The following is a 24729-nucleotide window of genomic DNA, read 5'->3' as shown; positions in this document are numbered from 1 at the left end:
TTATAGTAATTCTGCGATTTGTGTATTGACCCATTCTAAAAAGTCCTCATCTTCCTTAGTAAAGGGATCCACTTTATTTGAATCAATGTCAATCTGCCCTATATTCTTACCGTCTTTAAAAATTGGAATTACAATCTCACTCTTAACCGCAATACTACAAGCAATGTAGTTATCTTGTCCTTTGACATCAGGTACCACAAAGTTTGAGTTTGATTCTGCAACTTGACCACAGATTCCTTTACCGAAAGGAATCACCGTATGATCTGTCGGTGTTCCAGCAAATGGGCCTAAATGTAAGGTTTTTGAATCGTGATTTGCCATGTAAAAGCCAACCCAATCATAGTAAGAAACATTAGTGCGTAGGGCTTCGCAAATTTCAGTCATCATCTTATCTGGTGTCACCCCATTTTGATTTAATATATTAGTTACTTGAATTTTTAAATCATCAAAAGTCATAATTCTCGTATTTTAGAGGTCTAAATACACCTCTTGCTTAAATTAATTTACAAATATAAGTCTGTACTTCGTTTCCTTGTCATATTTATTGGCAGTTATTTGATTTTTGTCACGCTCTATAATCTATTCTTAACATATGGCAGTAGTAAGACTTATTATCCAGATATCATAACACATACTGTCGCAAATCAAAGCCAGTCTGTAATCAATGCATTGGGTTATGCTATGGAGGTTGTCCCTAGTAAGAGGGAGGCAGCTATGAATCTAAACTATAATGATACGACCCTCGCTAGAGTAGTAGAAGGCTGTAATTCTGTAAGTATACTATTGCTATTTATAGCTTTTATGCTTGCCTTTTTTGGAGAAACTAAGCGCACGCTTCTATATATTTTTAGTGGGGCTGTACTTATATATGCCATAAATATTTTACGGATTGCACTACTTACCATTGCACTTTATAAATACCCAGAATATACAGAACTTTTACACGGTACTATTTTCCCCGCGGTCATATACGGCACTGTCTTTTTTCTTTGGGTAGGATGGATTCAGTCTTATAGAAAGCCAGAAAAAAATGAAAAATAGTGTGCGAGTTTTAATTACAACGGGCTGCTTAATTGGATTGTTATGCATACGCTTTCGCGAAAGCGAACTATTTTATGATCCTCTTATCAACTATTTTCAAGGAGCGTATCAAAACCATCCATTACCAATAATAGTTGAATGGAAGCTATTACTTTATCTTTTATTGAGGTTTTTTCTAAATACGGCTTTATCAATGGGCCTTTTGTGGGCGGTGTTTTACAAGAAGGAAATACTCAAACTTGCCGTGTTACTATACGTAGTAGTAGGTGTTTTACTTATGGTAGCTATGTGTGTTATGTTGCAATTCTATAAGCCGGAGAATTATCTACCTCTTTTTTATGTAAGACGTTTTTTAATACAACCACTCCTTGTATTTTTATTAATCCCTGCATTTTTTTATGCGCGTAAGGTAAATTAATAGACCATTCGTATTTTTGCTTTCTAAATTTTAGATTATGAAAACAGCATTTTACATAGTACTTACTTTAATTATTTTTTCTTGTAAACAATCCAAAGAAGCAGAGGTAATAATAGCTCCATCTCAAGTGGAAGATGTTACCCAAGAGATTGCTGGCGATTTAAATGAGACTTCAGGGACTATACCAGTGACTTTTGAGCTAGAATACATAAATGCTATTTATGAATCTTATCTAGACCTTAAAGCAGCTCTTGTTAATACTAATGCTGGAGATGTTGCTTCGATAGCAAGCGATATTGAAGAAATGATTAAGGAAATGAATGGCACTGATCAACAACTTTCAAAGCTAACCTCTTTTCTAGAAAAAATGGCAGCTTCATCAGAGGTGAAAAAACAAAGATTGTTGTTTGAAAATGTAACAGATGAAGTGGAAAAATTACTTTCTGGTAAGGTGACCTCTGGTAAGGTGATTAAACAATACTGTCCTATGGCTTTTGATGGTAAAGGCGCTTACTGGTTATCTAATTCTAAAGAAATACGTAACCCTTATTTTGGAGATAAAATGCTAAAATGTGGTGTGGTAGACATAGAAATTCAATAGCCACTATAAGTTCAACGATAAATTTAATATAGCTTTCAAAGCTATGTGCTTATGAAAATTCACTAAAAATGAGATAGATAGGCACGAAAATTGTAATGTAAAAGCCGATTAGCGTTGTAGTTAATTGGCTTTTATTTATTTTTGCTATCGTGAACAACAGTTTATCTAAAATAACGTCTCTTTTTTTGACACTACTAGTGCTAGTGTCTACCATGTCGTTTAGTATAGATAAGCATTTTTGTGGTGAGCACCTGGTAGATGTTTCGATATTCGGTAATGCGCAGCCATGCGCAATGGAGGTAGCCTTAGAAGCTAAGTACGGCTCAGAGCATTCAAAGAAATCCGAATGTTGTTCTAATGAAAACATTGTCATAGAAGGTCAAGATGAACTTAAAGTACAACTTGATCAATTAGACACAAAAACAATTACCTTTTTTAAGACCTTTACATTTTCTTATGTAGATTTATTTGAAGAATTTGAGTCTGATTTTGTTACGAACGATGGTTATCCACCACCTTTGATAACCATAGATTACCAAGTCCTTTACGATCAATATCTTATTTAATAGTAAACCCCGTCCTATACTTTATAGGATTACTTCCCATTCCTTTAGTTGTCTGAATGGATACAGTGTTTTCTAAAGAAGACACATACTATTAATACATCACCTGCATATTTGCTGGTGTAAAAATTGATTATAATGAAAAATTATCTTTTAATAATAATTGCGTTTTTCGCTTTCGCGAAAGCGTACGCACAAGGGCCACCTATAACCGCCGATAAGCCTATCATGTTAGGTGGAGGAAGTTTTACAATAAAAACACTAACAGAATTTCGAAACACCGAAAGACTTAATGCGGTGTACCTACCTGTAATGTTACACTACCTTCCTACGTCTAACTCATTAGTTGCATTGCATCTACCATATATATCTTACGATATTGAGGGAGGTGCATCTGGAAATGATCTAGCCGATATCAAGCTGCTAGGGAAATATCAATTCTACCGTAAAGATGCTACAGGTAAAACATTCCGTATGGTAGCAAAAACCTTACAAACATTGCCTACAGGTGAAGAATTAGATCTAATGGAGCTTAGTACTGGAAAATATGCTGGATATTATGGCTTAGTATCTGGATATGAAACTTTAAAATACGGTATTAGTACAGAGATAGGCTATAACTGGCAGCCAGATGGTACCTTGGATGAGTTTAGAACAAAACTCGGATTTGGTTTACCATTATTAAAACCACAATATCCAAATAAGCAACTCAATTTATATTTTGAATATACAAGTACACTGCTTACTGAGAGGGATTGGTATCAGTTGCTTTATGCACAAGGTGTGCAATATGCAGGAAAGAATATCACTTTAGATCTCGCAGTACAAATGCCACTTATTCAAAATTTACCAACATCAAGAGAATTAAATTACAGTGTGTTTTTAGGAACACGCTATTCATTTTAAAAAAATAAAATTAAAATTATGAAAACAACGATAATAACATTAATCCTTGTGCTAGTAACCTCTGTCGGCTTACAAGCTCAAAAAAATATGGATCAATTTCAAGTACAAGTAGATGGTTTAGGTTGTCCTTTTTGTGCATATGGTCTGGAGAAAAAATTTAAAGAATTTAAAGGCATTAAAAATGTTGCAATAGATATTGAGACAGGGGACTTTAGTTTTAAATATCCCGCAGAAAAAGCGCTTACTATGGAGGCTGTTGTAAAACAAGTTGAAAAAGCAGGCTATACACCTATAACTTCAAAAATTGTTAGAGCAAATGGAAAAGTAGAGGAGTCTGTTTCTAATACTACTGAACTCACGGAGGAAAGCGACGTCAAGAACCAGAAAATGATAGTTGCTGGAAAATGCGGAATGTGCGAAGCAAGAATTTTGAAAGCAACCACAGGGATAGAAGGTGTGATTGATGCAGCGTGGAACAAAGATTCACAGTTGCTAGAAGTAAGCTTCGATAATAGTCAAACTTCACTCAATAGAATCCAAAAACAAATTGCAAAAGCTGGGCATGATACAAAAGCACATAAAGCCACAGATAAAGCTTACAATGATTTGCCAGCTTGTTGTAAATATAATCGCTTAATAAAATAATGTCTTTCACTTTTAAATGAAAGGCTTGGAGGGGTGATACTAGTTTCCCCCAAACCACTTCACCTCTCCTTTTTTAAAATATCTTATGAAATATATATATGTATTAATAGTTGCAGCATTATTAACAATAAGCTGTAAAGAAGACACATCTATTAAAAAGTTGCAATGGGTTCATGCTCGCACCATTAATTTAGATGGAGTAAATCCAATTGGTATCTCCTCTTCGGGCAAAAATGGATTATGGCTCAGCGATGGAGATCACCATCGGGTTGTTCTTGTTAATGATGAGGGAATTATTACAAAAACCATCGATTCCTTAGATAGACCTATGCACATTGATTCTAAAGAAGACGTTGTTTATATTCCCCAATATGGAAATGATGAGATTTTAAGTGTCAAAGGAGATAACAGAGTTTCTATCTCAATTACTGATAGTCTTGATGCTCCAGCAGGTGTATCTTTATATGGTAATGAGTTTGCGATAGCAGATTTTTACAACAATAGAATTCTTTACACTGCAGATTTTGAGACATGGTCGTCTTTTGGAAAAGAAGGAAAAGCTGATGGTGATTTTTATTATCCAACTGATGTTCAAATTACAGAAAGTGCTATATGGGTAGCTGATGCCTATAATAACAGAATTCAAAAGTTTAATAAAAAGGGAGCCCACCTCCAAACCATAGGTGAGGATCAAGGCATGAATGCCACCACAGGTATTTTTGTAACGAGTGATGAGGTAATCTCTACTGACTTTGAGAATAATCGCGTGCTTGTTTTTGATTTGCAAGGAAACCTCAAGCAAACACTTACTCGCGACGTTTCAAAGCCTACAGATATTCTAGTGACTGATGATAACTTGTATATCACTAATTATAAAGGAAAGTCGCTGAGTGTATTCAACATGAAAGAGGTTACGCTACAGACCAGTGGTGAAGTCCATGATCATGATAATCACAAATACTAACTATAAAACGGATAGTGTAAACAGTATTTAAATTTTGATATGAGATGACGCAAACATATACCATTAAAGGAATGACCTGCAACGGATGTAGGTCTTCTGTTGAAAAGATGCTCAATGAAATTTCTAGTATTTCTCACGCAGCTGTGAATCTTGAAAAAGAACAAGCTGTTATTGAAGCCACCACTCATATAACGGCAAGCACATTACAAGAAGTTTTGCCTGTGAAGTATACAGTTATAGAGAATAAACCTTCGGAGCAAGATCTAGAAACGAATCAAGGTAGTAGTGGAGTTTTTAAAAATTCTGACCACGCTTTCGCGGAAGCGGAAACATCTTCAAAACTTAGTCAGCTCAAACCTTTATTTTTAATCCTACTCTATATTACAGTAGCTTCAATTTTACTTCATTATAAAGAGTGGAATTGGAAAGCTGGAATGTTAGACTTTATGGGGTTATTTTATATAGTGTTTAGCTTTTTTAAAATGCTAGATTTAAAAGGTTTTGCTCAGAGCTTTCAGATGTATGATCCTCTCGCAAAAAAAGTTCCTTTTTATGCAAAAGTTTACCCTTTTATTGAAACCATTTTGGGGTTACTATTTTTAATGCGCTTCTATGTGGAATTTGCCTTAGTAGCAACAATCATCGTGTTAGGAATTACGACCATTGGTGTAACTAAAACATTGCTTGATAAAAAATCAATCCAATGCGCTTGTTTAGGCACAGCACTTAAATTACCAATGACTGAGGCAACTTTTATCGAAAATGCCATTATGATTTTAATGGCAATAGCGATGTTATTTAGTTACGTCTAAGTGAAATAATTATAAACTTTCTAAAAGTCTTTAGGGAGTTTCTTAAAAGAAAAAACCTCTGCAATTGCAGAGGTTTTTTTTTGTTTAGAACTGCCAGAAGGTAGTTCATAAAAGTCGGTGACGACTCTCCACTACATCATTCCTGGCATACCTCCGCCACCACCCATAGGAGGCATAGCTGGAGTATCTTCTTTTATATCAGTAAGTGAACATTCTGTAGTAAGAATCATTCCTGATACAGAAGCTGCATTTTCTAATGCTACACGAGTCACTTTCTTAGGGTCAATAATACCCGCCTTAATCATGTCTGTGTACTCACCATTTTTGGCGTTGTAACCAAAGTCTTTTTTGCCTTCCATTACTTTTGAAATAACAACAGCACCTTCACCACCCGCATTAGAAACAATGGTTCTAATTGGCGCTTCAATGGCTCTATTTACAATATGAACACCAGTAAGTTCATCTGCATTCTCTGTAGTAATCTTTTCAAGAACTTTCTTAGCACGTACAAGTGCTACACCGCCACCAGCTACGATACCTTCTTCTACAGCAGCACGAGTTGCATGTAAAGCGTCGTCTACACGATCTTTTTTCTCCTTCATCTCAACTTCAGAAGCAGCTCCTACATAAAGTACAGCTACACCTCCAGCAAGTTTTGCAAGACGTTCTTGTAACTTCTCACGGTCATAATCAGATGTTGTAGTCTCAATTTGAGATTTGATTTGTCCAACTCTTGCTTTTATAGTAGTTGTGTCACCAGCTCCATTAACAACAGTTGTGTTGTCCTTATCTATGGTTACAGTTTCTGCAGTACCTAGCATATCAATAGTTGTATTCTCAAGAGTGAATCCTCTTTCTTCAGAGATTACCGTGCCTCCAGTAAGAATTGCAATATCTTCAAGCATTGCCTTACGACGATCTCCAAATCCTGGAGCTTTTACTGCAGCAATTTTAAGCGCTCCACGTAATTTATTAACTACAAGTGTTGCTAGTGCTTCTCCATCTACATCTTCTGCAATGATAAGAAGTGGCTTTCCTGTTTGTGCCACTGGCTCAAGTACAGGAAGTAAATCCTTCATATTAGAAATTTTCTTGTCAAAGAGTAAGATATAAGGCTGCTCTAACTCCGCATTCATTTTCTCACTGTTAGTCACAAAATATGGAGAAAGGTAACCGCGGTCAAACTGCATTCCTTCTACAACATCCACATACGTTTCTGTTCCTTTTGCCTCTTCAACAGTGATAACACCTTCTTTACCTACTTTTTCAAATGCTTCAGAGATCAATTCTCCTATTACATCATCATTATTTGCAGAGATAGATGCTACTTGCTTAATTTTATCTGAGGAGTTACCCACCTTAGTTGTTTGTTTCTCAAGGTCTGCAACGATAGCTTCTACAGCTTTATCGATTCCACGTTTAAGATCCATTGGGTTTGCCCCAGCTGCAACATTTTTAAGTCCCTCAGTTACTATAGCTTGTGCAAGAACAGTAGCTGTAGTGGTACCATCACCAGCTAGATCATTGGTTTTAGAAGCAACTTCTTTTACCATTTGTGCTCCCATATTTTCAAGAGCATCTTCTAATTCTATTTCTTTTGCAACAGTAACACCATCTTTAGTTACTTGTGGTGCGCCAAATGATTTTGAAATAATTACGTTACGACCTTTAGGCCCTAAAGTAACTTTTACTGCATTTGCTAGTTTGTCTACTCCACGCTTTAATCCGTCGCGTGCTTCTATATTAAATTGAATATCTTTTGCCATTTTATTTAAAATTAAAATTTTCGTTCAGCGAAAATTTCTTGGTTAATAAATTTTATAATGCGATTTAGTGCGCTTTCGCGAAAGCGTAAAAGAATTAAACGATCGCTAAGATGTCTTCTTCTTTCATAATCATATAATCTACACCGTCAAATTTTAATTCGCTTCCAGCATATTTTCCATAGATTACAGTATCTCCTACTTTTACAGTCATTTCGTAATCTTTCTTACCAGAACCTACCGCTACGATTTTACCTTTTTGTTGTTTTTCTTGTGCACTATCTGGGATGTATAAACCAGATGCTGTTTGTGTCTCTGCTGCTACAGGCTCGATAATTACTCGATCTGCTAATGGTTTGATGTTAATTGCCATTGTTGATTTATTTTAAGTTATTAAGTTGAATTTTAAGACCTCCGGCTGAGGTTACGCGAGCGTAAAAGACAGAAATTATGCCAGCAGGTAGAAACTGACAAATTTGCATTGTAATTAGTAACGTCAGATAGTGATACAACATATGCTAGGCGGTACTTTACTAATCCTAATTATATCGTACAATTACTATCTCAGGTACTTGAGAGCTATAAATTTGAAAAGAAAAAAGCCATCCTTAGGATGGCTTTTTGTGATTTTATAAGTATAATATACTAGTTTCCGTCTGTGTCATTTGTAGTATCATCAGGTAATGATACTGGGGCTGGAGCAGGTGTAGTATTTTCTATAGAATCCTCGTCAAATACTTGAGATTCTGCAACTACACTTCCGTCAAAAATAGACAAGTTACTTGCTAGAATAAGAATTAAAAGCAATGTTGCAAGTGCCCATGTTGCTTTATCTAAAAAGTCTGTAGTTTTTTGCACACCACCCATTTGCTGCGTGCCACCACCACCAAAAGAAGAGGACAATCCTCCACCTTTAGGGTTTTGTACCATAATAACGACTACAAGAAGGAAAGCCACGATAATGATCAGTCCTAAAAATATATAAAACGTAGTACTCATAATTCTTTATTCTTTATTGTTCTTCAAGTTGTTCTACTGCCCGAATTTGGTCTGCAAAGAAACCACTTTTTTCTGGATATTTCAAACTTAAAATTCTAAAGGCTTGTTTTGCCTTTTTGTAATTTTTTTGCTCCACATAAACACGAGCCAAAGTCTCTGTCATTAAGGCATCAGGTGAAAATTGAGCTGCGCTTGAGGGAGAGGTTTTTTTTGTTTTATTAGAGGTTGCTCTAGATATCTTAGGATTGTTCTCTATAAAGGAATCGACAATTTTCTGCTTACGCTTTTTAGAGAGCTTAGTAGTTTCTAGATCTTTTTTTAAAGTTGACCCCTTTAGATTTTCATCTGCCTCTACAATGGTTTTAGTTATAATGGTATCAGAAATTTCTGGTGATGTAGTACTGTCATTATCTACTGCTTTTTCTGGATCACTACTTCTGTCAATGGGTTGAAAACTTGCTAGTTTAAGCCATTCTCCGAAGGAGTGAGATTCAGATTTTGTAAACGGTAGTGGAGTTCCTAACTGTAACGACTCTTCAACAACAGGTCGAGTCATCATAGAGTCTTCTTTAACTACAAATAGACCAGGATCTAATATTTGAGACGCTTTATTTTGTTCTTGTTGCTCAACTTCTGTAGATAAGTCTTCCTCTTCTACGATTGAAATAGCTCTTAATCTTTGATCTTGCTCTTTGATTGATGAACTAATATCATTTTGCAAAAACTCATTTGAGGTTATAAAATCAAATAATACAGCTCTATCTACTGTATGAGCAGCGGTTTTTTTAAGTGCGTTATTATAAGAAAAGCTACCTTCATTTTTAAGGCATTTTAAGTGCAATGCGTGTGCACTTTGGAAAAATGGAAAAGCTTCTATCACCTCCTTAATTTGTGATGTGTGAGAATTCTCAATATGCTGAGGATTTTCCAGTAGATATGTGTATTGCTCTATATTCATTTACCAGCGCGCAAGGGATGCATTAAAAATATCTTGAGTAATACGTTCAAAAATTTCATCTAAAGCGGTGTCCAGTTGGCTTCCGGTTAAAAGATTAGAGCCAGGGACATCAGAAAAGAAAGAAAAACGACGTTCAAAGTCATACGTTCCATCTTTGCGAGTATTATTATAAAAGCGACAATTTACTGTGACTGTCAATCGGTTTTGAGCAGCAGTATTTTCTGAAGTTGATGCCTGAGGTGCGATATAGTACTCTACAATCTCACCTTCATAAATAACATCTGCGTTTGTATTTGTAATCGATAGTGGAGACTGGTTTGCGATAAGGTCACGTAACTCATTTGTAAGTCTAAGATCTATACCAGGCTCAACAATAGCTGCTTCGTTTTGAAAAAAACGCACTTCAAAAGTTTCTTCGGTTGTTATAGAAACCCCACTTAGTGAATAAACCCCACAGCTTTGTAAACTCAGTACAAAACAAACTAATAAAGCAATATTTCTAATTGTTTTCATAAATCTAAAACGAAGATGCATATTAAAAATTGGAATGACAACTTGAGGAAAATTTATAAGTCAAATTGTTTGATTTTTCGATAGAGTGTACGCTCACTAATTCCTAGTTCTTGTGCGGCTGCTTTTCTTTTTCCCTTGTGCCTTTCTAATGATTTTGTGATGAGTTCTAGCTCTTTATCATGTAAGGATAACGTTTCCTCTTCTTCAATTTCTTCAGCAAAGTGATATGGATCTGCAGCAGGTTCTGGAGTTTTAACGGGTTGAATTTCCTCTTTTTGAGGAATTTGTAATACATCCATTACCTCTTCTACCGTTTCATAAGAATCATCATCATCATCATATATTTTTTTAATAAGCGACTCGTTCTCTTCTCTTACATCTTTAGTATTTCCATTTTTCATGAGCTCTAATGTGAGCTTCTTTAGGTCATTGAGATCAGCTTTCATATCAAACAGTACTTTGTACAATATCTCTCTCTCGTTAGAAAAATCTGATTGTTCTTTGTTTTTAATGACAGCGGGTAATCTAGAGCCGGTATCTGGCAAGTAATTGTGCATTGTTTCTGCACTCACTTCACGATTTGTTTCTAATACAGATATTTGCTCTGCAACATTACGTAACTGACGTATATTGCCACTCCATCGATAAGCGATTAGAAGTTTTATGGCCTCTTCAGAAAGTCTAATCGTAGGCATTTTGTACTTCATGGCGAAGTCTGAAGCAAATTTTCTAAAAAGCAAATGAATATCTCCTTTACGATCTCTTAGTGGCGGCAAGCCTATTTCAATGGTACTTAATCTGTAATATAAGTCTTCACGAAATTTACCTTCTTTTATAGCTTCAAACATTTGCACGTTTGTAGCTGCAACAATACGAACGTCTGTTTTTTGAGTTTTTGAAGATCCTACTTTTAAAAACTCTCCATTTTCTAATACCCGAAGTAATCTCACTTGTGTAGGTAGTGGGAGCTCTCCTACTTCATCAAGAAAAATAGTTCCTCCATCTGCCTCTTCAAAATAACCACTTCGAGTTGTGGTTGCCCCAGTAAAGGCACCTTTTTCATGCCCAAATAACTCACTGTCTATCGTTCCTTCTGGTATGGCTCCACAGTTTACAGCAATGTATTTATTGTGTTTTCTATGAGAAAGCGAGTGTATAATGCGCGGTATAGATTCTTTACCTACTCCAGACTCTCCTGTAACGAGCACAGAAATATCTGTAGGAGCTACTTGTATAGATTTTTCTACTGCTCTATTTAGGCCTGGATTATCCCCTATAATCCCGAATCGTTGTTTTGTAGTTTGTATTCCTTCCATACTAATGAATATTCAATTCTTCAATTCCTTCTCAGAAAATGAAAGTAAGCACTAAATATTGATAAGCGATGCTTTTCAATATTTAGGTAATCTTTTAATAAATCTTTTTACGCTTTCGCGAAAGCGTAATTTACTCCTGCCAATAATTGGCGTATCCAGTTGCTTTACCTATAAGTGTACCTGTCGTACATTCTGTCACTTTTACATTTACAAAATCGCCTACCTTATAATCTCCTTTAGGGAATACAGCAACTACATTTTGATCGTTGCGACCACTCCACTCGTTTTTATTCTTTTTTGATTCTTTTTCAATAAGAATTTCAACTACTTGATCTTTATAGCGTAGTAGGTTTGTGCGAGAGATTTCTCGTTGCAAATCTATAACTTCTTGTAAGCGACGTTTTTTAACCTCTAGGGGTACGTCGTCTTCCATTTTCCTTTCGGCGAGCGTTCCTGGACGTTCAGAATAGTAAAACATAAATCCATAATCATATTTTACATAGTTGATTAGGTCTAGGGTCATTTGTTGATCTTCTTCTGTCTCAGTAGGGAACCCTGTAATCATATCTTGGCTTATTCCTATGTCGGGAATAATGCGCTTAATATCGTCGATGAGTTTTTTGTATTCTGCAGCTGTATGCTGGCGATTCATTAACTTTAGAATACGGTCACTTCCAGATTGCACTGGTAAGTGAATGTAATTACATACATTTTTGTGATTTGCCATGACCTCAATTACATCGAGTGTCATATCCTGAGGGTTAGAAGTAGAAAATCTAATACGCATTTTAGGTTGCGCACGAGCTACCATATCCATGAGTTGGGCAAAATTTACTGCTGTAGCTTTTGCCATGTCACTTGCTGCTGCAAAGTCTTTTTTGAGTCCGCCACCGTACCATAGGTAGGAGTCAACATTTTGACCCAATAAAGTGATTTCTTTAAAACCTTTACTAGCAAGATCATTTACTTCTTCTAAAATAGACTGCGGATCACGGCTGCGCTCCCTACCTCTAGTAAAAGGAACCACGCAAAAGGTACACATATTATCACATCCTCTAGTGATAGACACAAAAGCGGTCACACCGTTAGTCTGTAACCTTACAGGTGAGATATCACCATACGTCTCTTCTTTTGATAAAATTACATTTACTGCATTGCGTCCTTCTTCTACTTCACTAAGAAGATTAGGAATATCTTTATAGGCATCTGGACCAACAACAAGATCCACTATTTTTTCTTCTTCTAAGAATTTACTTTTAAGCCGCTCTGCCATACAGCCTAGCACTCCCACTTTCATTGTTGGGTTTTTCTTGCGCTTTACAGCTTGGTATTTTTCAAGACGTTTACGTACGGTAACTTCTGCTTTATCTCGTATAGAACAAGTATTCACAAGTACGAGGTCTGCTTCCTCAAGATCTTGAGTAGTATTATATCCTTCATTGTTAAGTATGGAGGCCACTACTTCACTATCAGCAAAGTTCATCTGGCAACCATAACTTTCAATAAAAAGCTTTTTAGTATTTTGAGCTTTACGCTCAAGTGTTAAGGCTTCACCTTGTTTACCTTCATCTATTATCTTTTCCATCTCCTAATATTCAATCACTATCTGTTACTGAATTTGCAAAGATACAGCTATTGAGATGTTGTGACAAAGTGTCAGCTACTCATATTTGACGAAAACACGTTATTTGCTGTTAAATTTTTGATATCTAGTGAAAAAGTATCTTTTTATTGTCATGATGTTCTTATTTGCTTTCGCGAAAGCGCAAAAAAATAAGCTTACAAACTCAGAAGCGTTGCAGGGGTATTATTTCCAGCACGATAATGATTTTCTCTTTGCTATAGATCGTTATTATACGGCTGGCAGTTTTATAGGTTATAGAAAGCAGCTTGATGGAGATTTTATATTTAAAGGTAGTGAACTGTACCCTGTGCAATTCGATTTGACTATAGGTCAAGAAACTTATACTCCGAGAGAACTCTTTGATACAAACTTTGATAGATTAGAACGTCCTTATGCTGGGTATTTATTTTTAAAATCAGCTATTTCAAGAGCAAGCAAAAGCGAGCTGTTTTCTTTGGCCTTAGAATTAGGTTTAGCGGGAGAGCAATCGAAAGCTAGAGTATTTCAAATTTCTTATCATAAACTTATTGGTGAATTTATACCTGTTTGGTCTGGTCAGATAGCAAATAGTAGTCATTTAAATACATATGGCTTCTATGTCAAAGACTTAACAGTACCTAACTCAAATCTCCTTAAAAATTTCTCACTAGCATCCACATTAGCTCTAGGTACAAGGAGAATTTTTGTGAGACAAGAAGCGTTGGTGTTTATTGGTAATAGAGAAAGAATAGGTTGTACCAGTGCCTTTAATAGGTTGGGGTCTAATAGAGAGTTTTATGGCTTTGGAGGCGTGGGTATAGAATACGTAGCACTTAATGCATTGATTGAGGGACACCCGTTTAATGATTCTTCTCCGTTTACATTGCCTGTTGAGTCTAGAGTTTTGTCTTTTAAATTAGGAGCGGTATATAGAGGTGTGCATAATTTGTATGAGCTTATTTATAACTTTAGAACAAAAGAGACGGCACGTGAGGGTAGGAGTCAATTTATCGCTTTTTCATTTGGTAGATTGTTTTAAAAAAATCATTTAGGGTCTATTGGGATTATAGTATTTTTAACACATATTTATTAGAAAAGATGACATTAAAAGAAGTGACTACCAAAATTAACCAAGCTCCCCACATCGATTTTGGAGAGGTTTTTAGAAATGCACTTGCATTATACCAAAAAGTATGGTTACAAGGGTTGCTTATGATTATACTTTCTTCTCTTAGTTTTATGGGGATATACATGATTCTTGTTGTTCCAATGATGGCATCTAATTTTATTGTTGATGGTCAAATCACTAATGATGAGGTTGGAGGGTCAATATTCCTTATGGTGATCTTGTTTTTAGTTTATATTCTTATTATCGCAGGAGCCACGATCGCAAACTTAGGTCTTCAAGCTGCTTTTTACAGACTAGTACGGGTGAAAGATCGTAATGATAATCAAGAGCAAGGCGTTAATTTTGGAATGTTTTTTAAAAAAGACTATTTAAAAAAGTTAGCTGTGTTTTCACTTGCTTATCTTGGTATTATGATTTTGTCATATATTTTATGTTTTCTACCTATATTATACGCAATAGTACCTTTGCAGTATGCGCTCATAATTTTTGCTTTTCATCCAGAATGGTCTATTAATGATATATACACTGCTGGATTTAAGTTAGGGAATAAGAAATGGGGCGTAAGCTTTGCGCTTGTTCTAGTAAGTGGATTGGTGGCTTATATTGTTGGGTTCCTGGCATGTTTAATAGGTATATACGCAACAATGTCATTTGTGATGCTTCCTGGCTATATCATTTATAAGGAGGTAATTGGTTTTACAGAAGTAGAAGATGCGATTGCACAGATAGGGGAGCGATAGCTTTATATAGTTTATAATTTTATTTGAGTATTAATTCGCTTTCGCGAAAGCGTGGTTAGCATTGTGATACAGATTAAATTAAGTCTTAAACCTCATGTGTTTTCTACAAAAAAGCGTCTTCACAAGCCGTATTTAAATAAAACGTCTACTTTTGTACTCTGAAAAAATAAAAGTGTATGGCAAAGAATCTCGTCATTGTGGAGTCCCCAGCAAAGGCTAAAACCATTGAGAAATTTCTAGGAAAAGATTATAAAGTAGAAAGTAGCTTTGGTCACATAGCAGACCTTCCCTCAAAGGAATTAGGGGTCGATGTAGAAGGCGATTTTACACCAAAGTATAAAGTCTCAGACGATAAGAAAAAAGTAGTGCGTAATCTTAAAGCGCAGGCAGATAAGGCAGACATGGTCTGGCTGGCAAGTGATGAAGATCGTGAGGGAGAAGCTATTGCTTGGCACTTGGAACAAGAGCTGGGTCTTACAGCAGATCGTACTAAGCGTATCGTTTTTCATGAGATTACAAAGACCGCTATTTTGCGGGCCATAGATAACCCTCGTAAGATTGATTATGATCTTGTAAATGCACAACAAGCACGTCGCGTGCTTGATAGGTTAGTAGGGTACGAGCTTTCTCCAGTATTGTGGAGAAAAGTGAAAGGTGGTCTCTCTGCAGGACGTGTACAATCAGTTTCTGTACGTCTTATAGTAGAGCGTGAGCGAGAGGTCCTTAACTTTGAAGCCGAAGCTTCTTACAGAGTAGATGCAGAGTTTACTACAGAGGATGGGAAATCTTTTAAAGCAAAGCTGCCTAAAAATATAACGACAAAGGAAAAAGCTCAGGACTTTTTAAAGAAAAATCTTAGTGCAAATTTTAGCGTAGAGAATCTTACTAAAAAACCCGCTAAAAAATCTCCTGCACCTCCATTTACGACTTCAACACTCCAGCAAGAGGCAAGTAGGAAGTTGTATTTCTCAGTAAGTAAAACCATGACGATGGCTCAGCGTCTATACGAAGCAGGGCATATCACATATATGAGAACGGATAGTGTAAATCTATCAAAAGATGCAAAGGCTGGTGCGCAGTCAGAAATTCTAGCAGCCTACGGAGAGAAATTTCATAAAGAACGTAGCTTTAAAGGTAAATCTAAGGGGGCTCAAGAAGCTCATGAAGCCATACGCCCGACTGATTTTTCTAAGCACTCTGTAAATATGGACCGCGACCAAATGCGATTGTATGAATTAATTTGGAAACGTGCCATTGCATCTCAAATGAGTGATGCTCAACTTGAACGGACAAATGTGCAAATTGCCTCTAGTGCTGGTACCGCTAATATGACAGCAAATGGAGAAATTTTAAAATTTGAAGGTTTCTTAAAAGTGTATCTAGAAGGTAATGATGATGAAGATACTGAAGAGACGGGTTTACTGCCAGATTTGAAAAAAGGAGAGTCCCTTATTAATAATTACATTACCGCAACAGAACGCTTTACAAGGCCGCCCTATAGGTATACTGAAGCTTCTCTTGTGAAGAAACTAGAAGAACTAGGTATAGGTAGGCCGTCTACATATGCACCTACAATTACTACTATCCAAAACCGAAAGTATGTTGAAAAAGGTTCTGTAGAGGGCAAGGAGCGTGAATATGATGTCTTAACTCTCGAAAAAGGAGAAATTAAGGATAGAAAACTTACCGAAACAGTTGGGTCTGATAAAGGGAAGTTAGTCCCTACAGATGTGGGAATGGTGGTTAATGACTTCTTAGTACAGCATTTCGAAAATATTCTTGATTATAATTTTACCGCAAAAGTTGAAGCAGACTTTGATGATATAGCTGAGGGAAAGCAGGAGTGGACGAAGATGATGAAGGATTTTTACAAAGACTTTCATCCCCATGTAAAAGACGTAGAGAAAAATGCAGATCGAGAAGTAGGAGAACGCATTTTAGGTACAGATCCAGCGTCTGGTAAACCAGTGAGCGTTCGTCTAGGAAAATTTGGGCCTATGGTTCAAATAGGATCTGTAGAAGACGATGAGAAACCACGCTTTGCTAGTTTAGGTCCAGATCAAACTTTAGGAAACCTTACGTATGAGCAGGCAATGGATCTTTTTAAATTACCAAAAGATTTAGGAGTTTACGAAGAGCAAGAAGTCTCTGTGAATAATGGTCGTTTCGGGCCTTACGTGAAGTTTGGAAAAACTTTTGTGTCCTTGCCAAAAGGACGAGACCCTATGGATGTAGATCTTGAAGAAGCAATAGAATACATTAAGGAGAAGCAAGCTGCAGATGCACCAATATATCATTATGATGACTTACCAGTGCAAAAAGGTACGGGGCGTTTTGGACCATACATTAAGTGGAATGGACTTTTTATTAATGTAAATAAAAAGTATGATTTTGACAATCTCACAGATGAGGATATTGTAGAGCTTATTGAGATTAAAAAACAGAAAGAAATAGATAAAGTATTACAGGATTTTCCTGAAGAAGGGATTCGTGTAGAGAAAGCAAGATGGGGTCGCTCAAATATTATCAAAGGAAAGCTTAAAATAGAACTAAGTAAAGATATTGATGCAGCAAAACTTAGTCTAGAAGAGATTAAGAGTTATATTGAGAAGAAAGCTCCTAAGAAGAAAGCCCCAGCAAAGAAAAAAGCTACGGCTAAGAAAAAGACCACAGCAAAAAAGAAACCCAGCGCAAAAAAGAAATAAATTATGGCATTTGAGGTGCTTTTGCCTATTCCCGATATTGCAGTAGCTCATATACAGTTGCAACATCACCAGTCTATAGGAAATAATATTAAACTACATACGCTTCAAGATGGTTTTCCGGACCTTGGAGAAGTGGAGTTGGTAATAATTTGCTTACGCGAAAATAGGAGAGATCCAAATCACTTAGGAGAGTCTCTTTCTTTTACAGAAGTACGTAGGGCTTTTTATGAACTTTTTCCAGGAAACTGGCATACTTCCATTGCAGACTTAGGAGATATAGCTGCTGGTGCTTCTGTTGACGATACATATTTTGCAATACAAGAATTGAATGAAGTTCTTATTAAAAAAGGTGTAATTCCAGTTTTTATAGGAGGTAGTCAAGATCTTTTATATCCAATTTATAGATCATATGATAAATTAGATCAAATGGTTAATCTTGTAAATGTAGATAGCCGCTTTGATTTAGGGGATGCTAGTCAAAAAATACTTAACACTTCTTTTGTAGGAAAAATAATTGTCGAAAAGCCATATAACTTATTTAATTATTCTAATATTGGCTATCAAACATATTTCAATCCTCAAGAAGAGATTGACTTAATGGATAAGTTGTATTTTGATTCGTATCGTTTAGGTAATGTATCTTCAGATTTAAGTAGTGTAGAACCTGTGATGAGAGATGCAGACGTGGTGGGGGTTGACTTAAATTCTATTAGAAGTAGTGAGTTAAGTGTACGGCATAATAAAATGCCTAACGGGTTTGACGGGAAAGAGATTTGCTCGATTGCTCGATACGCTGGAATAAGCGATAAAGTAAGTTCATTTGGGATTTTTGAGTACAAAAATGATCCTCAAGAAGAAAAGGCAGCTATGTTAGTAGCTCAGATGGTATGGTATTTTATTGAGGGTGTAAATTTTCGCGCAAGCGAAAACCTTGATGTTGAAAAAGGGAGCTTCACAACTTACAAAGTACCTATTGAAGATGAGGTGCTTACGTTTTATAAAAGTGAGAAAACAGATAGATGGTGGATTGAAATACCATTTATTGTTGGATTGAATAATAAATTAAAAAGGCATACGTTATTACCTAGCACATACCAAGATTATTTAGATGCTTGTGATCAAAATATACCAGAAAGGTGGTTTAAAGCAAGAAAGAAAAACGAAGTATGATCATGCATTTTAACGATGAAATCAATATTTTCGACGAATAAATTGTTTATATCAGATAAAATAAATAGGTTTGCGACCTTAACTTTAGAATCTTAACCTAAGAATTATGAAAAAGTACATTGCATTTATTGCGGTAGTGACTTTGCTGGCTAGTTGTAGCAAAGGCGATCGGGGCGAGCTCGTAGGAGCCAAAGGCAAAAGATGGAATCCCGAGAAACCATATGGAATGACCCTAATTTCTGGTGGTGCATTCATAATGGGTAAGAGTGATGACGATTTTGCTGCGGTTAATGATGCTCCAACTAAAACCGTTACAGTGCGTTCATTTTACATGGACGAAACTGAAATCACAAATGAAGAATATCGTCAGTTTGTAGAGTGGGTAAAAGATTCAACCATTCGTACTAAACTTGCAATTTTAGCAGACGAGCTTGGAGAAACCCCAGGAACTGGTGGTATAGGTGAATTTGCATTTAGCGATGCAGATCCTGAAAATATGACTCCATATGATCAATATATGGCAGATAACTATTATGGTTTAAGTGATAACGAATTTGAAGGTCGAAAGTTAAATAAGGATGTTGATCTTATCTGGGATACTGCAGAGTATCCAGATGAATACTATGTTGAAGTAATGGATACTATGTACATTCCTTTGGATGAAGCGTACAACGGTCAGCGTACAATTGATGTCGATAAGCTTGAATTTCGCTATACTTACTTAGATATTCAAGAAGCAGCAAAGAAAGGTAAGGGTAGTAGAAAAGATCATATCAAAACCGAAACCATTAAAATTTATCCAGATACTACAGTTTGGATTAAGGATTTTGCATATTCTTACAACGAACCTATGCACAATGACTATTTCTGGCATGATGCTTATGGAGAATATCCAGTAGTAGGTGTTACTTGGATGCAAGCAAAAGCATTTTGTGAGTGGCGAACAATGTATAAAAACTCTTATCAGAAGTCTAGAAATAGACAGTTTGTTAATCGTTTTAGACTTCCAGGTGAAGCAGAGTGGGAGTATGCTGCTCGTGGCGGATTAGAAAGTGGAGATTATCCTTGGGGAGGTCCATATGCAAAGAATGACCGCGGTTGTTTTCTAGCAAACTTTAAGCCATTACGTGGTGATTACGGAGCAGATCAAGCTTTGTATACTGTTGAGGCAGATGCCTATGAGCCTAATGATTATAATCTTTATAATATGGCTGGTAATGTCTCAGAATGGGTTTCTTCTTCTTACGATCCTAACTCATATGAGTATATGTCTACGATTAACCCTAATGTGAACGATATGGACAATCGCCGTAAAGTGATTCGTGGAGGTTCCTGGAAAGACGTTGCTTACTTCCTACAGGTAAGTTCTAGAGATTATGAGTATCAAGATAGTGCTCGTAGTTATATTGGTTTCAGAACCGTACAAGATTTTATGGGTGTTGATGATAAAATTAACCTAAGAAAATCAAGATAATACCTTTTAATTATCCCAAATTATACTTTTTCAATTACTTAACTAAATTAACTTACTTAACTAAAAAAAACTATTATGGCAAAATCTAACACAGGAAAGAAGCTTATGAACATGGTCTACGGACTTGGAGCTGCAGTTGTAATTATCGGAGCATTATTTAAAATTATGCACTGGCCTTTTGGAAACTTAATGCTTATAATCGGTCTTATTACGGAGGCTGTTGTTTTTGCAATTTCTGCATTTGAGCCAGTTGATGATGAACTTGATTGGTCATTGGTTTATCCAGAATTAGCAGGATCAAACACTAATGGTAAGAATAAGGTAGCACCTGTAGATGCAGAAGCACAACTTTCTAAGAAATTAGACGTAATGTTGAAAGAAGCAAAAATTGATGGAGAGTTAATGAGTAGCTTAGGAGACAGTATCCGTAATTTTGAAGGTGCTGCAAAAGGGATTGCTCCTACTACTGATGCCATGGCTTCTACTAAAAAGTATTCTGAAGAAATGGCACTTGCTGCTGCTCAAATGGAATCTTTAAATAGTCTTTACAAAGTACAAGTTGAGTCTTCAAGTCGTCAAGCTGAAATCAATGAGCAAGTAGCTACAAATGCTGGTAAGCTCAAAGAACAAATGGAAAGCCTAGCAACAAATCTATCTTCATTGAATGGTGTGTATGGTGGAATGCTTTCTGCAATGTCTAAGAACTAATCTTAGTTGTTAACGCAATTAATTAATTAACAACTAAAAGTTTAAGATAATGGCAGGAGGAAAACAAAGCCCAAGGCAGAAAATGATTAACTTGATGTATCTAGTGTTTATAGCGATGCTAGCACTTAATATGTCTAAGGAAGTACTATCAGCCTTTGGATCAATTAATGAAAAGTTTGATAGATCAAACACAACTTTTGAAGCTAAAAATGAACTTGCACTTGCAGATCTTTCAAAGAAAGCTAATGAGAACGAGGAGTTTAAGGCTGCTGCTGCAACGGCAAAATCAGCCAAGGATCTTGGTGATGCATATTTTGCATATCTAGCAGCAGAGAAAGATGCACTTTTAGCAGAGGTAGAAGATCCTAAAGATTACGAGTCTATGGATAAGTCTAACTTTATAGATGAGCGTTATTATGCTGGAGGAAAAATATCACCTAAAGGTCAAGAGTTTTTAAACCAAATGACTACGTATAGAGAAGGGATGTTAGAATTAGCCGGTGATAATGAAGCTTTATCTTCTCAAATCAATGCAGATTTTAGTACAGCAGATATTGTTGATAGTGAAGGTGTAGAAAAGGACTATATTTCTTATAATTATGTAGGGTTTCCGTCAGTTTCATCTCTAACAAAATTATCTCAATTACAAAATGACATTAAGGTTGTAGAGAATGAGCTATTGACTAAATTACTCTCAGGAAATTTAAAAGAGTTGGCCTCTTTAGATAACTATGAGACAGTAATGACTACCTCTAAAGGAGCTTATTATACAGGATCCAAATTTGATGGTGTACTTTCTTTAGGTCGTGTAGATGAGTCTACAAAGCCTTCAAGAGTTGAGTTAAAATTAGATGGTAGAGCAATACCAGAGGATAAAATTTCTTATGATGGTGGTAAGCTGGTTCTTGGCGTAAACACTGGAGGAGTTGGAACACATGAAATAACAGGATCTTTGTTTTACCCACAAGATGGTAAGGAAATTGAAGTGGCAGTTACACAGGCATTTACAACTATTAATAAACCTAATTCTGCAACAATAGCTGCAGACAAAATGAACGTTGTATATCGTGGAGTTGCAAATCCAATGACGATATCTTTTGCTGGTGTATCTGACAATGCAGTCACTGCATCTGGTACTGGTTTAAGTAAAAGATCAGGAAGTAGTTATATTATGAAACCTGGAAAGGGTCGTGAAGTAACTATAAATGTTAATGCAAAACTACCAGACGGTGGAGGTACTGTTTCGGATAAAGCTGTTTTCCGTATTAAAGATATACCACGTCCTGTGGGAGCTCTTGGTGGAGACGACAGTGGTTCGTTAAAAAAACCTAGAGGAACTATTGAAAAAGCTCCTATTGGTGCTGTCCTTCCAGATTTTGATTTTAATTTAAATCTAAAAGTAAATAGTTTTAAATTTCGTGCTGGTGAAGCAGCGACGGTATCTGTAAGAGGTGATAGACTTAATGCTCAAGCTAAATCTGCTTTAAAAAGAGCTAAGAGAGGATCTACAGTACAGATTTTTGATATCAAAGCAAGTATAAAAGGTAACTCAGGATACAGATTGAAGACAGTTTCTCCAATACTTATCGAGTTAGCAAACTAAAATAAAATTAATTATGAGTCTTAAGAAATCATTTTTTGTCGTACTCGGTTTATTAGTAACAGTCCCTTCTGTTTTTGCACAAGGTAACATCCTTAATGCAAAAACGCCAGATGAGATGTTTGAGATAACTGAAGATCAAAAAGCACAAGACAATGACGAGCCATTACCATATGGTTATGTAGAGAAACGAGACGTACTATGGTCAAAAAATACGTGGGAGGTTATTGATCTCGATGAACGTGTGAATTTTCCATTGTATTATCCTATTGATACGGTAAACATGGGATCTGACCGTCGCTCACTTTTTGATGTTCTTATTAAGAATATTAAAAATGGGAAGATTGATGCGATTTACAGAGACTCGTATTTTACTGAAAAAATATTATTAGAAGATCTTGGTGCGGCAATGGTAAAAGTTGATACCTCAGACGCAGGGTATGATCAGTTAAATGCTGGTGAGCCTATCTCAGACTATAATATTGAGCGTACAGAAATTACAGCTTACAATATTAACGCATATCACATTCGTGGATATTGGTATATTGATAAGCGTCAAGGTGAGTTAAAGTATCGTTTACTAGGGCTTGCTCCGGTTTCTGGAGATGTAAACTTTTTAGATGATGCCTCTGCAGCAGATATTGAATTATTTTGGGTTTGGTTCCCTGGAGCAAGAGATGTACTTCACAAGGCAAAAGCATTTAATAGAAAGAACACTTCTATGCCTATTTCATTTGATCATTTGTTAAATAGTCGCCGTTTTGACGCTACAATTTACAGAGAGGACAATGTACAAGGTGATCGAAGAGTTAAAGATTATATTAGTGATAATGCAATGATGCAGTTATTAGAATCTCAACGTATCAAAGAGACTATCAGGGATATTGAACAAGATCTCTGGAATTATTAGAAACTATATTCATGGATTCAAAACCACCTAAGCATTATTTGTTTAGGTGGTTTTTTTATAGCGTTTATTTTGTTTGTTTAGATACTTAATCTAAAAAGGTACTTTTGTGGGATGAAGGATCTAGATTATATTATAGTGGGCTTTGGTCTTGCGGGTATTTGCTTAGCAGATATTTGTGAGCGTGAAGGGAAGTCTTTTTTAGTGATAGATCAAGGTATTGAGAGTGCTAGCAAGGTCGCAGCGGGACTATATAATCCAGTCATATTAAAGCGCTATACATTACCTTACAAAGCAGTAGAACAGTTTGATAATGCATTATTATTTTTTAAAAGTTTAGAAAACAAGCTCGGTGTTTCTTTCATGAATGATCTGTCCGTGCGTAAAGTATTTCATTCTATAGAGGATCAAAACAATTGGTTTGCCGCTAGCGATAAAGATGGGTTAAAAAGATTCTTGAGCCCTTCTGTGATTAGAAACTCAAACAAAGCAGTTAATGTACCATTTGATTACGGGAAGGTGCAAGAAACAGGAAGATTAGCTATTAGAGATTTACAAAAAAGCTATATCAATTATCTGGAGAAGAATAGCAGTTTCTCGAAAGCGTTATTTTCCCATAATACTATAGTCTTTAAAGATGATTACGCTATTTATGGAAATTATAGGGCGAAGTATATAGTTTTTGCCGAAGGTTTTGGGGTAAAAAATAATCCGTATTTTAATTCATTACCTATTGTTGGAAATAAAGGTGAGTATTTACTTATAAAAGCGCCAGGTTTAAAAATTTCTGAAGCCATAAAATCATCTATCTTTATTATTCCTATAGGAAATGACGTTTACAAAGTTGGTGCTACTTACAATTGGATTGATAAAGACTGGAAGCCTACACTTTCGGCAAGGGAAGAATTAATCGCAAAGTTAGAGTTAGTTATCAATGTATCTTATGAAGTTATAGATCAAGAAGCGGGAGTAAGACCCACAACTGGAGATAGAAGACCTATTCTTGGGGTCCATCCTAAGCACAAACAACTTGCAATCATAAACGGGTTAGGGACAAGGGGGGTAATGGCAGGACCTATGCTAGCTCAATATTTATATGATGCAATTGAAAACGGGATGTCTATACCTGAAGAACTCAACTGTGTGAGATTTACAAACAAATAATAGATCAATATGCTCTTTATTTAAAGCTGC

Annotated in this window: 25 protein-coding genes; 17 read left to right on the top strand and 8 right to left on the bottom strand. The window is 36.0% G+C overall.

Annotation, left to right across the window (positions count from 1 at the left end; translation table 11 throughout):
* Window positions 1-456 carry a GAF domain-containing protein gene (locus tag OD90_RS06515; RefSeq protein ID WP_144668159.1) on the bottom strand — a complete coding sequence of 152 codons (456 nt, stop codon included), beginning with the start codon at window positions 454-456 and terminating at the stop codon, window positions 1-3.
* A gap of 33 nt (window positions 457-489) precedes the next feature.
* Between OD90_RS06515 and xrtF the strand changes: the two genes are divergently transcribed.
* The 8 genes from xrtF to OD90_RS06475 all read left to right on the top strand — a co-directional run bounded on the left by xrtF (window position 490) and on the right by OD90_RS06475 (window position 5950).
* The gene (gene xrtF, locus OD90_RS06510) at window positions 490-1041 is read left to right on the top strand and encodes an exosortase family protein XrtF (protein WP_144668157.1); all 552 of its coding nucleotides are present in this window, start codon (window positions 490-492) and stop codon (window positions 1039-1041) included.
* The gene (locus tag OD90_RS06505; protein WP_144668155.1) at window positions 1031-1459 is read left to right on the top strand and encodes an exosortase F system-associated membrane protein; all 429 of its coding nucleotides are present in this window, start codon (window positions 1031-1033) and stop codon (window positions 1457-1459) included. The genes xrtF and OD90_RS06505 overlap by 11 nt, the downstream gene beginning before the upstream one ends.
* Before the next feature lie 37 nt (window positions 1460-1496).
* A complete protein-coding gene (locus tag OD90_RS06500) occupies window positions 1497-2060 on the top strand; it encodes a DUF3347 domain-containing protein (RefSeq protein ID WP_144668153.1) in 564 nt (187 codons plus the stop codon).
* A 149-nt stretch (window positions 2061-2209) separates the two neighbouring features.
* Entirely contained in the window at window positions 2210-2626 is a 417-nt protein-coding gene (locus OD90_RS06495) for an HYC_CC_PP family protein (protein ID WP_409994633.1), read from the top strand.
* Window positions 2627-2761: 135 nt separating this feature from the next.
* A complete protein-coding gene (locus OD90_RS06490) occupies window positions 2762-3529 on the top strand; it encodes a hypothetical protein (protein WP_144668149.1) in 768 nt (255 codons plus the stop codon).
* An 18-nt stretch (window positions 3530-3547) separates the two neighbouring features.
* Entirely contained in the window at window positions 3548-4174 is a 627-nt protein-coding gene (locus OD90_RS06485) for a heavy-metal-associated domain-containing protein (protein WP_144668147.1), read from the top strand.
* An 85-nt stretch (window positions 4175-4259) separates the two neighbouring features.
* Window positions 4260-5138, top strand: coding sequence for an NHL repeat-containing protein (locus OD90_RS06480; RefSeq protein ID WP_144668145.1), 879 nt, complete (start codon window positions 4260-4262; stop codon window positions 5136-5138).
* A gap of 44 nt (window positions 5139-5182) precedes the next feature.
* Window positions 5183-5950 carry a heavy-metal-associated domain-containing protein gene (locus OD90_RS06475; protein WP_144668143.1) on the top strand — a complete coding sequence of 256 codons (768 nt, stop codon included), beginning with the start codon at window positions 5183-5185 and terminating at the stop codon, window positions 5948-5950.
* Between the two features lie 131 nt (window positions 5951-6081).
* Here OD90_RS06475 and groL read toward each other — a convergent pair whose 3' ends face one another.
* The 7 genes from groL to miaB form a co-directional block, all read right to left on the bottom strand.
* Complete coding sequence (gene groL, locus OD90_RS06470; protein WP_144668141.1) at window positions 6082-7716, bottom strand: chaperonin GroEL; 1635 nt, start codon at window positions 7714-7716, stop codon at window positions 6082-6084.
* A 94-nt stretch (window positions 7717-7810) separates the two neighbouring features.
* A complete protein-coding gene (groES, locus tag OD90_RS06465) occupies window positions 7811-8086 on the bottom strand; it encodes a co-chaperone GroES (protein WP_144668139.1) in 276 nt (91 codons plus the stop codon).
* 272 nt (window positions 8087-8358) lie between these two features.
* Window positions 8359-8712 carry a preprotein translocase subunit SecG gene (gene secG / locus OD90_RS06460; protein WP_144668137.1) on the bottom strand — a complete coding sequence of 118 codons (354 nt, stop codon included), beginning with the start codon at window positions 8710-8712 and terminating at the stop codon, window positions 8359-8361.
* A 13-nt stretch (window positions 8713-8725) separates the two neighbouring features.
* Window positions 8726-9670, bottom strand: coding sequence for a hypothetical protein (locus tag OD90_RS06455; RefSeq protein ID WP_144668135.1), 945 nt, complete (start codon window positions 9668-9670; stop codon window positions 8726-8728).
* On the bottom strand, window positions 9671-10183 hold the full coding sequence (locus tag OD90_RS06450) for an LptE family protein (RefSeq protein ID WP_144668133.1): 513 nt from the start codon (window positions 10181-10183) through the stop codon (window positions 9671-9673).
* A 53-nt stretch (window positions 10184-10236) separates the two neighbouring features.
* Entirely contained in the window at window positions 10237-11499 is a 1263-nt protein-coding gene (locus OD90_RS06445) for a sigma-54 interaction domain-containing protein (RefSeq protein ID WP_144668131.1), read from the bottom strand.
* A gap of 130 nt (window positions 11500-11629) precedes the next feature.
* Entirely contained in the window at window positions 11630-13084 is a 1455-nt protein-coding gene (gene miaB, locus OD90_RS06440; protein ID WP_144668129.1) for a tRNA (N6-isopentenyl adenosine(37)-C2)-methylthiotransferase MiaB, read from the bottom strand.
* A gap of 127 nt (window positions 13085-13211) precedes the next feature.
* Between miaB and OD90_RS06435 the strand changes: the two genes are divergently transcribed.
* From OD90_RS06435 to OD90_RS06395, 9 genes are all read left to right on the top strand, one after another.
* The gene (locus tag OD90_RS06435) at window positions 13212-14141 is read left to right on the top strand and encodes a lipid A deacylase LpxR family protein (protein ID WP_144668127.1); all 930 of its coding nucleotides are present in this window, start codon (window positions 13212-13214) and stop codon (window positions 14139-14141) included.
* A gap of 59 nt (window positions 14142-14200) precedes the next feature.
* Complete coding sequence (locus tag OD90_RS06430) at window positions 14201-14971, top strand: hypothetical protein (protein ID WP_144668125.1); 771 nt, start codon at window positions 14201-14203, stop codon at window positions 14969-14971.
* Between the two features lie 176 nt (window positions 14972-15147).
* A complete protein-coding gene (topA, locus tag OD90_RS06425) occupies window positions 15148-17676 on the top strand; it encodes a type I DNA topoisomerase (protein ID WP_144668123.1) in 2529 nt (842 codons plus the stop codon).
* 3 nt (window positions 17677-17679) lie between these two features.
* Window positions 17680-18846: a formimidoylglutamase gene (locus OD90_RS06420; RefSeq protein ID WP_144668121.1), complete on the top strand. Its 1167-nt coding sequence runs from the start codon at window positions 17680-17682 to the stop codon at window positions 18844-18846.
* A gap of 106 nt (window positions 18847-18952) precedes the next feature.
* The gene (gldK, locus tag OD90_RS06415; protein ID WP_144668119.1) at window positions 18953-20320 is read left to right on the top strand and encodes a gliding motility lipoprotein GldK; all 1368 of its coding nucleotides are present in this window, start codon (window positions 18953-18955) and stop codon (window positions 20318-20320) included.
* Window positions 20321-20395: 75 nt separating this feature from the next.
* Window positions 20396-21028 (top strand): gliding motility protein GldL, encoded by a 633-nt coding sequence (gldL, locus tag OD90_RS06410; RefSeq protein ID WP_144668117.1) that lies wholly within the window; start codon window positions 20396-20398, stop codon window positions 21026-21028.
* Window positions 21029-21077: 49 nt separating this feature from the next.
* Window positions 21078-22631, top strand: coding sequence for a gliding motility protein GldM (gldM, locus tag OD90_RS06405; RefSeq protein WP_144668115.1), 1554 nt, complete (start codon window positions 21078-21080; stop codon window positions 22629-22631).
* 13 nt (window positions 22632-22644) lie between these two features.
* Entirely contained in the window at window positions 22645-23538 is an 894-nt protein-coding gene (gldN, locus tag OD90_RS06400; protein WP_144668113.1) for a gliding motility protein GldN, read from the top strand.
* Window positions 23539-23649: 111 nt separating this feature from the next.
* Window positions 23650-24699 carry an NAD(P)/FAD-dependent oxidoreductase gene (locus tag OD90_RS06395; protein ID WP_144668111.1) on the top strand — a complete coding sequence of 350 codons (1050 nt, stop codon included), beginning with the start codon at window positions 23650-23652 and terminating at the stop codon, window positions 24697-24699.
* Window positions 24700-24729: the final 30 nt, after the last annotated feature.

It is taken from the genome of Dokdonia sp. Hel_I_53 (genome assembly GCF_007827465.1).
GTDB lineage: Bacteria > Bacteroidota > Bacteroidia > Flavobacteriales > Flavobacteriaceae > Dokdonia.
Note: the sequence above shows the minus strand (reverse complement) of the source record. Positions and strands in the feature narration are given on the sequence as shown.

Coding starts and splice junctions, on each gene's coding strand:
- OD90_RS06505 (WP_144668155.1), top strand. CDS start 1,031: ATGAAAAATAGTGTGCGAGTTTTAATTACAACGGGCTGCTTAATTGGA.
- groES (WP_144668139.1), bottom strand. CDS start 8,086: ATGGCAATTAACATCAAACCATTAGCAGATCGAGTAATTATCGAGCCT.
- gldM (WP_144668115.1), top strand. CDS start 21,078: ATGGCAGGAGGAAAACAAAGCCCAAGGCAGAAAATGATTAACTTGATG.
- OD90_RS06450 (WP_144668133.1), bottom strand. CDS start 10,183: ATGAAAACAATTAGAAATATTGCTTTATTAGTTTGTTTTGTACTGAGT.
- secG (WP_144668137.1), bottom strand. CDS start 8,712: ATGAGTACTACGTTTTATATATTTTTAGGACTGATCATTATCGTGGCT.
- OD90_RS06420 (WP_144668121.1), top strand. CDS start 17,680: ATGGCATTTGAGGTGCTTTTGCCTATTCCCGATATTGCAGTAGCTCAT.
- groL (WP_144668141.1), bottom strand. CDS start 7,716: ATGGCAAAAGATATTCAATTTAATATAGAAGCACGCGACGGATTAAAG.
- gldN (WP_144668113.1), top strand. CDS start 22,645: ATGAGTCTTAAGAAATCATTTTTTGTCGTACTCGGTTTATTAGTAACA.
- OD90_RS06480 (WP_144668145.1), top strand. CDS start 4,260: ATGAAATATATATATGTATTAATAGTTGCAGCATTATTAACAATAAGC.
- gldL (WP_144668117.1), top strand. CDS start 20,396: ATGGCAAAATCTAACACAGGAAAGAAGCTTATGAACATGGTCTACGGA.
- topA (WP_144668123.1), top strand. CDS start 15,148: ATGGCAAAGAATCTCGTCATTGTGGAGTCCCCAGCAAAGGCTAAAACC.
- OD90_RS06455 (WP_144668135.1), bottom strand. CDS start 9,670: ATGAATATAGAGCAATACACATATCTACTGGAAAATCCTCAGCATATT.
- OD90_RS06485 (WP_144668147.1), top strand. CDS start 3,548: ATGAAAACAACGATAATAACATTAATCCTTGTGCTAGTAACCTCTGTC.
- OD90_RS06515 (WP_144668159.1), bottom strand. CDS start 456: ATGACTTTTGATGATTTAAAAATTCAAGTAACTAATATATTAAATCAA.
- OD90_RS06490 (WP_144668149.1), top strand. CDS start 2,762: ATGAAAAATTATCTTTTAATAATAATTGCGTTTTTCGCTTTCGCGAAA.
- OD90_RS06395 (WP_144668111.1), top strand. CDS start 23,650: ATGAAGGATCTAGATTATATTATAGTGGGCTTTGGTCTTGCGGGTATT.
- OD90_RS06500 (WP_144668153.1), top strand. CDS start 1,497: ATGAAAACAGCATTTTACATAGTACTTACTTTAATTATTTTTTCTTGT.
- OD90_RS06475 (WP_144668143.1), top strand. CDS start 5,183: ATGACGCAAACATATACCATTAAAGGAATGACCTGCAACGGATGTAGG.
- miaB (WP_144668129.1), bottom strand. CDS start 13,084: ATGGAAAAGATAATAGATGAAGGTAAACAAGGTGAAGCCTTAACACTT.
- gldK (WP_144668119.1), top strand. CDS start 18,953: ATGAAAAAGTACATTGCATTTATTGCGGTAGTGACTTTGCTGGCTAGT.
- OD90_RS06445 (WP_144668131.1), bottom strand. CDS start 11,499: ATGGAAGGAATACAAACTACAAAACAACGATTCGGGATTATAGGGGAT.
- OD90_RS06430 (WP_144668125.1), top strand. CDS start 14,201: ATGACATTAAAAGAAGTGACTACCAAAATTAACCAAGCTCCCCACATC.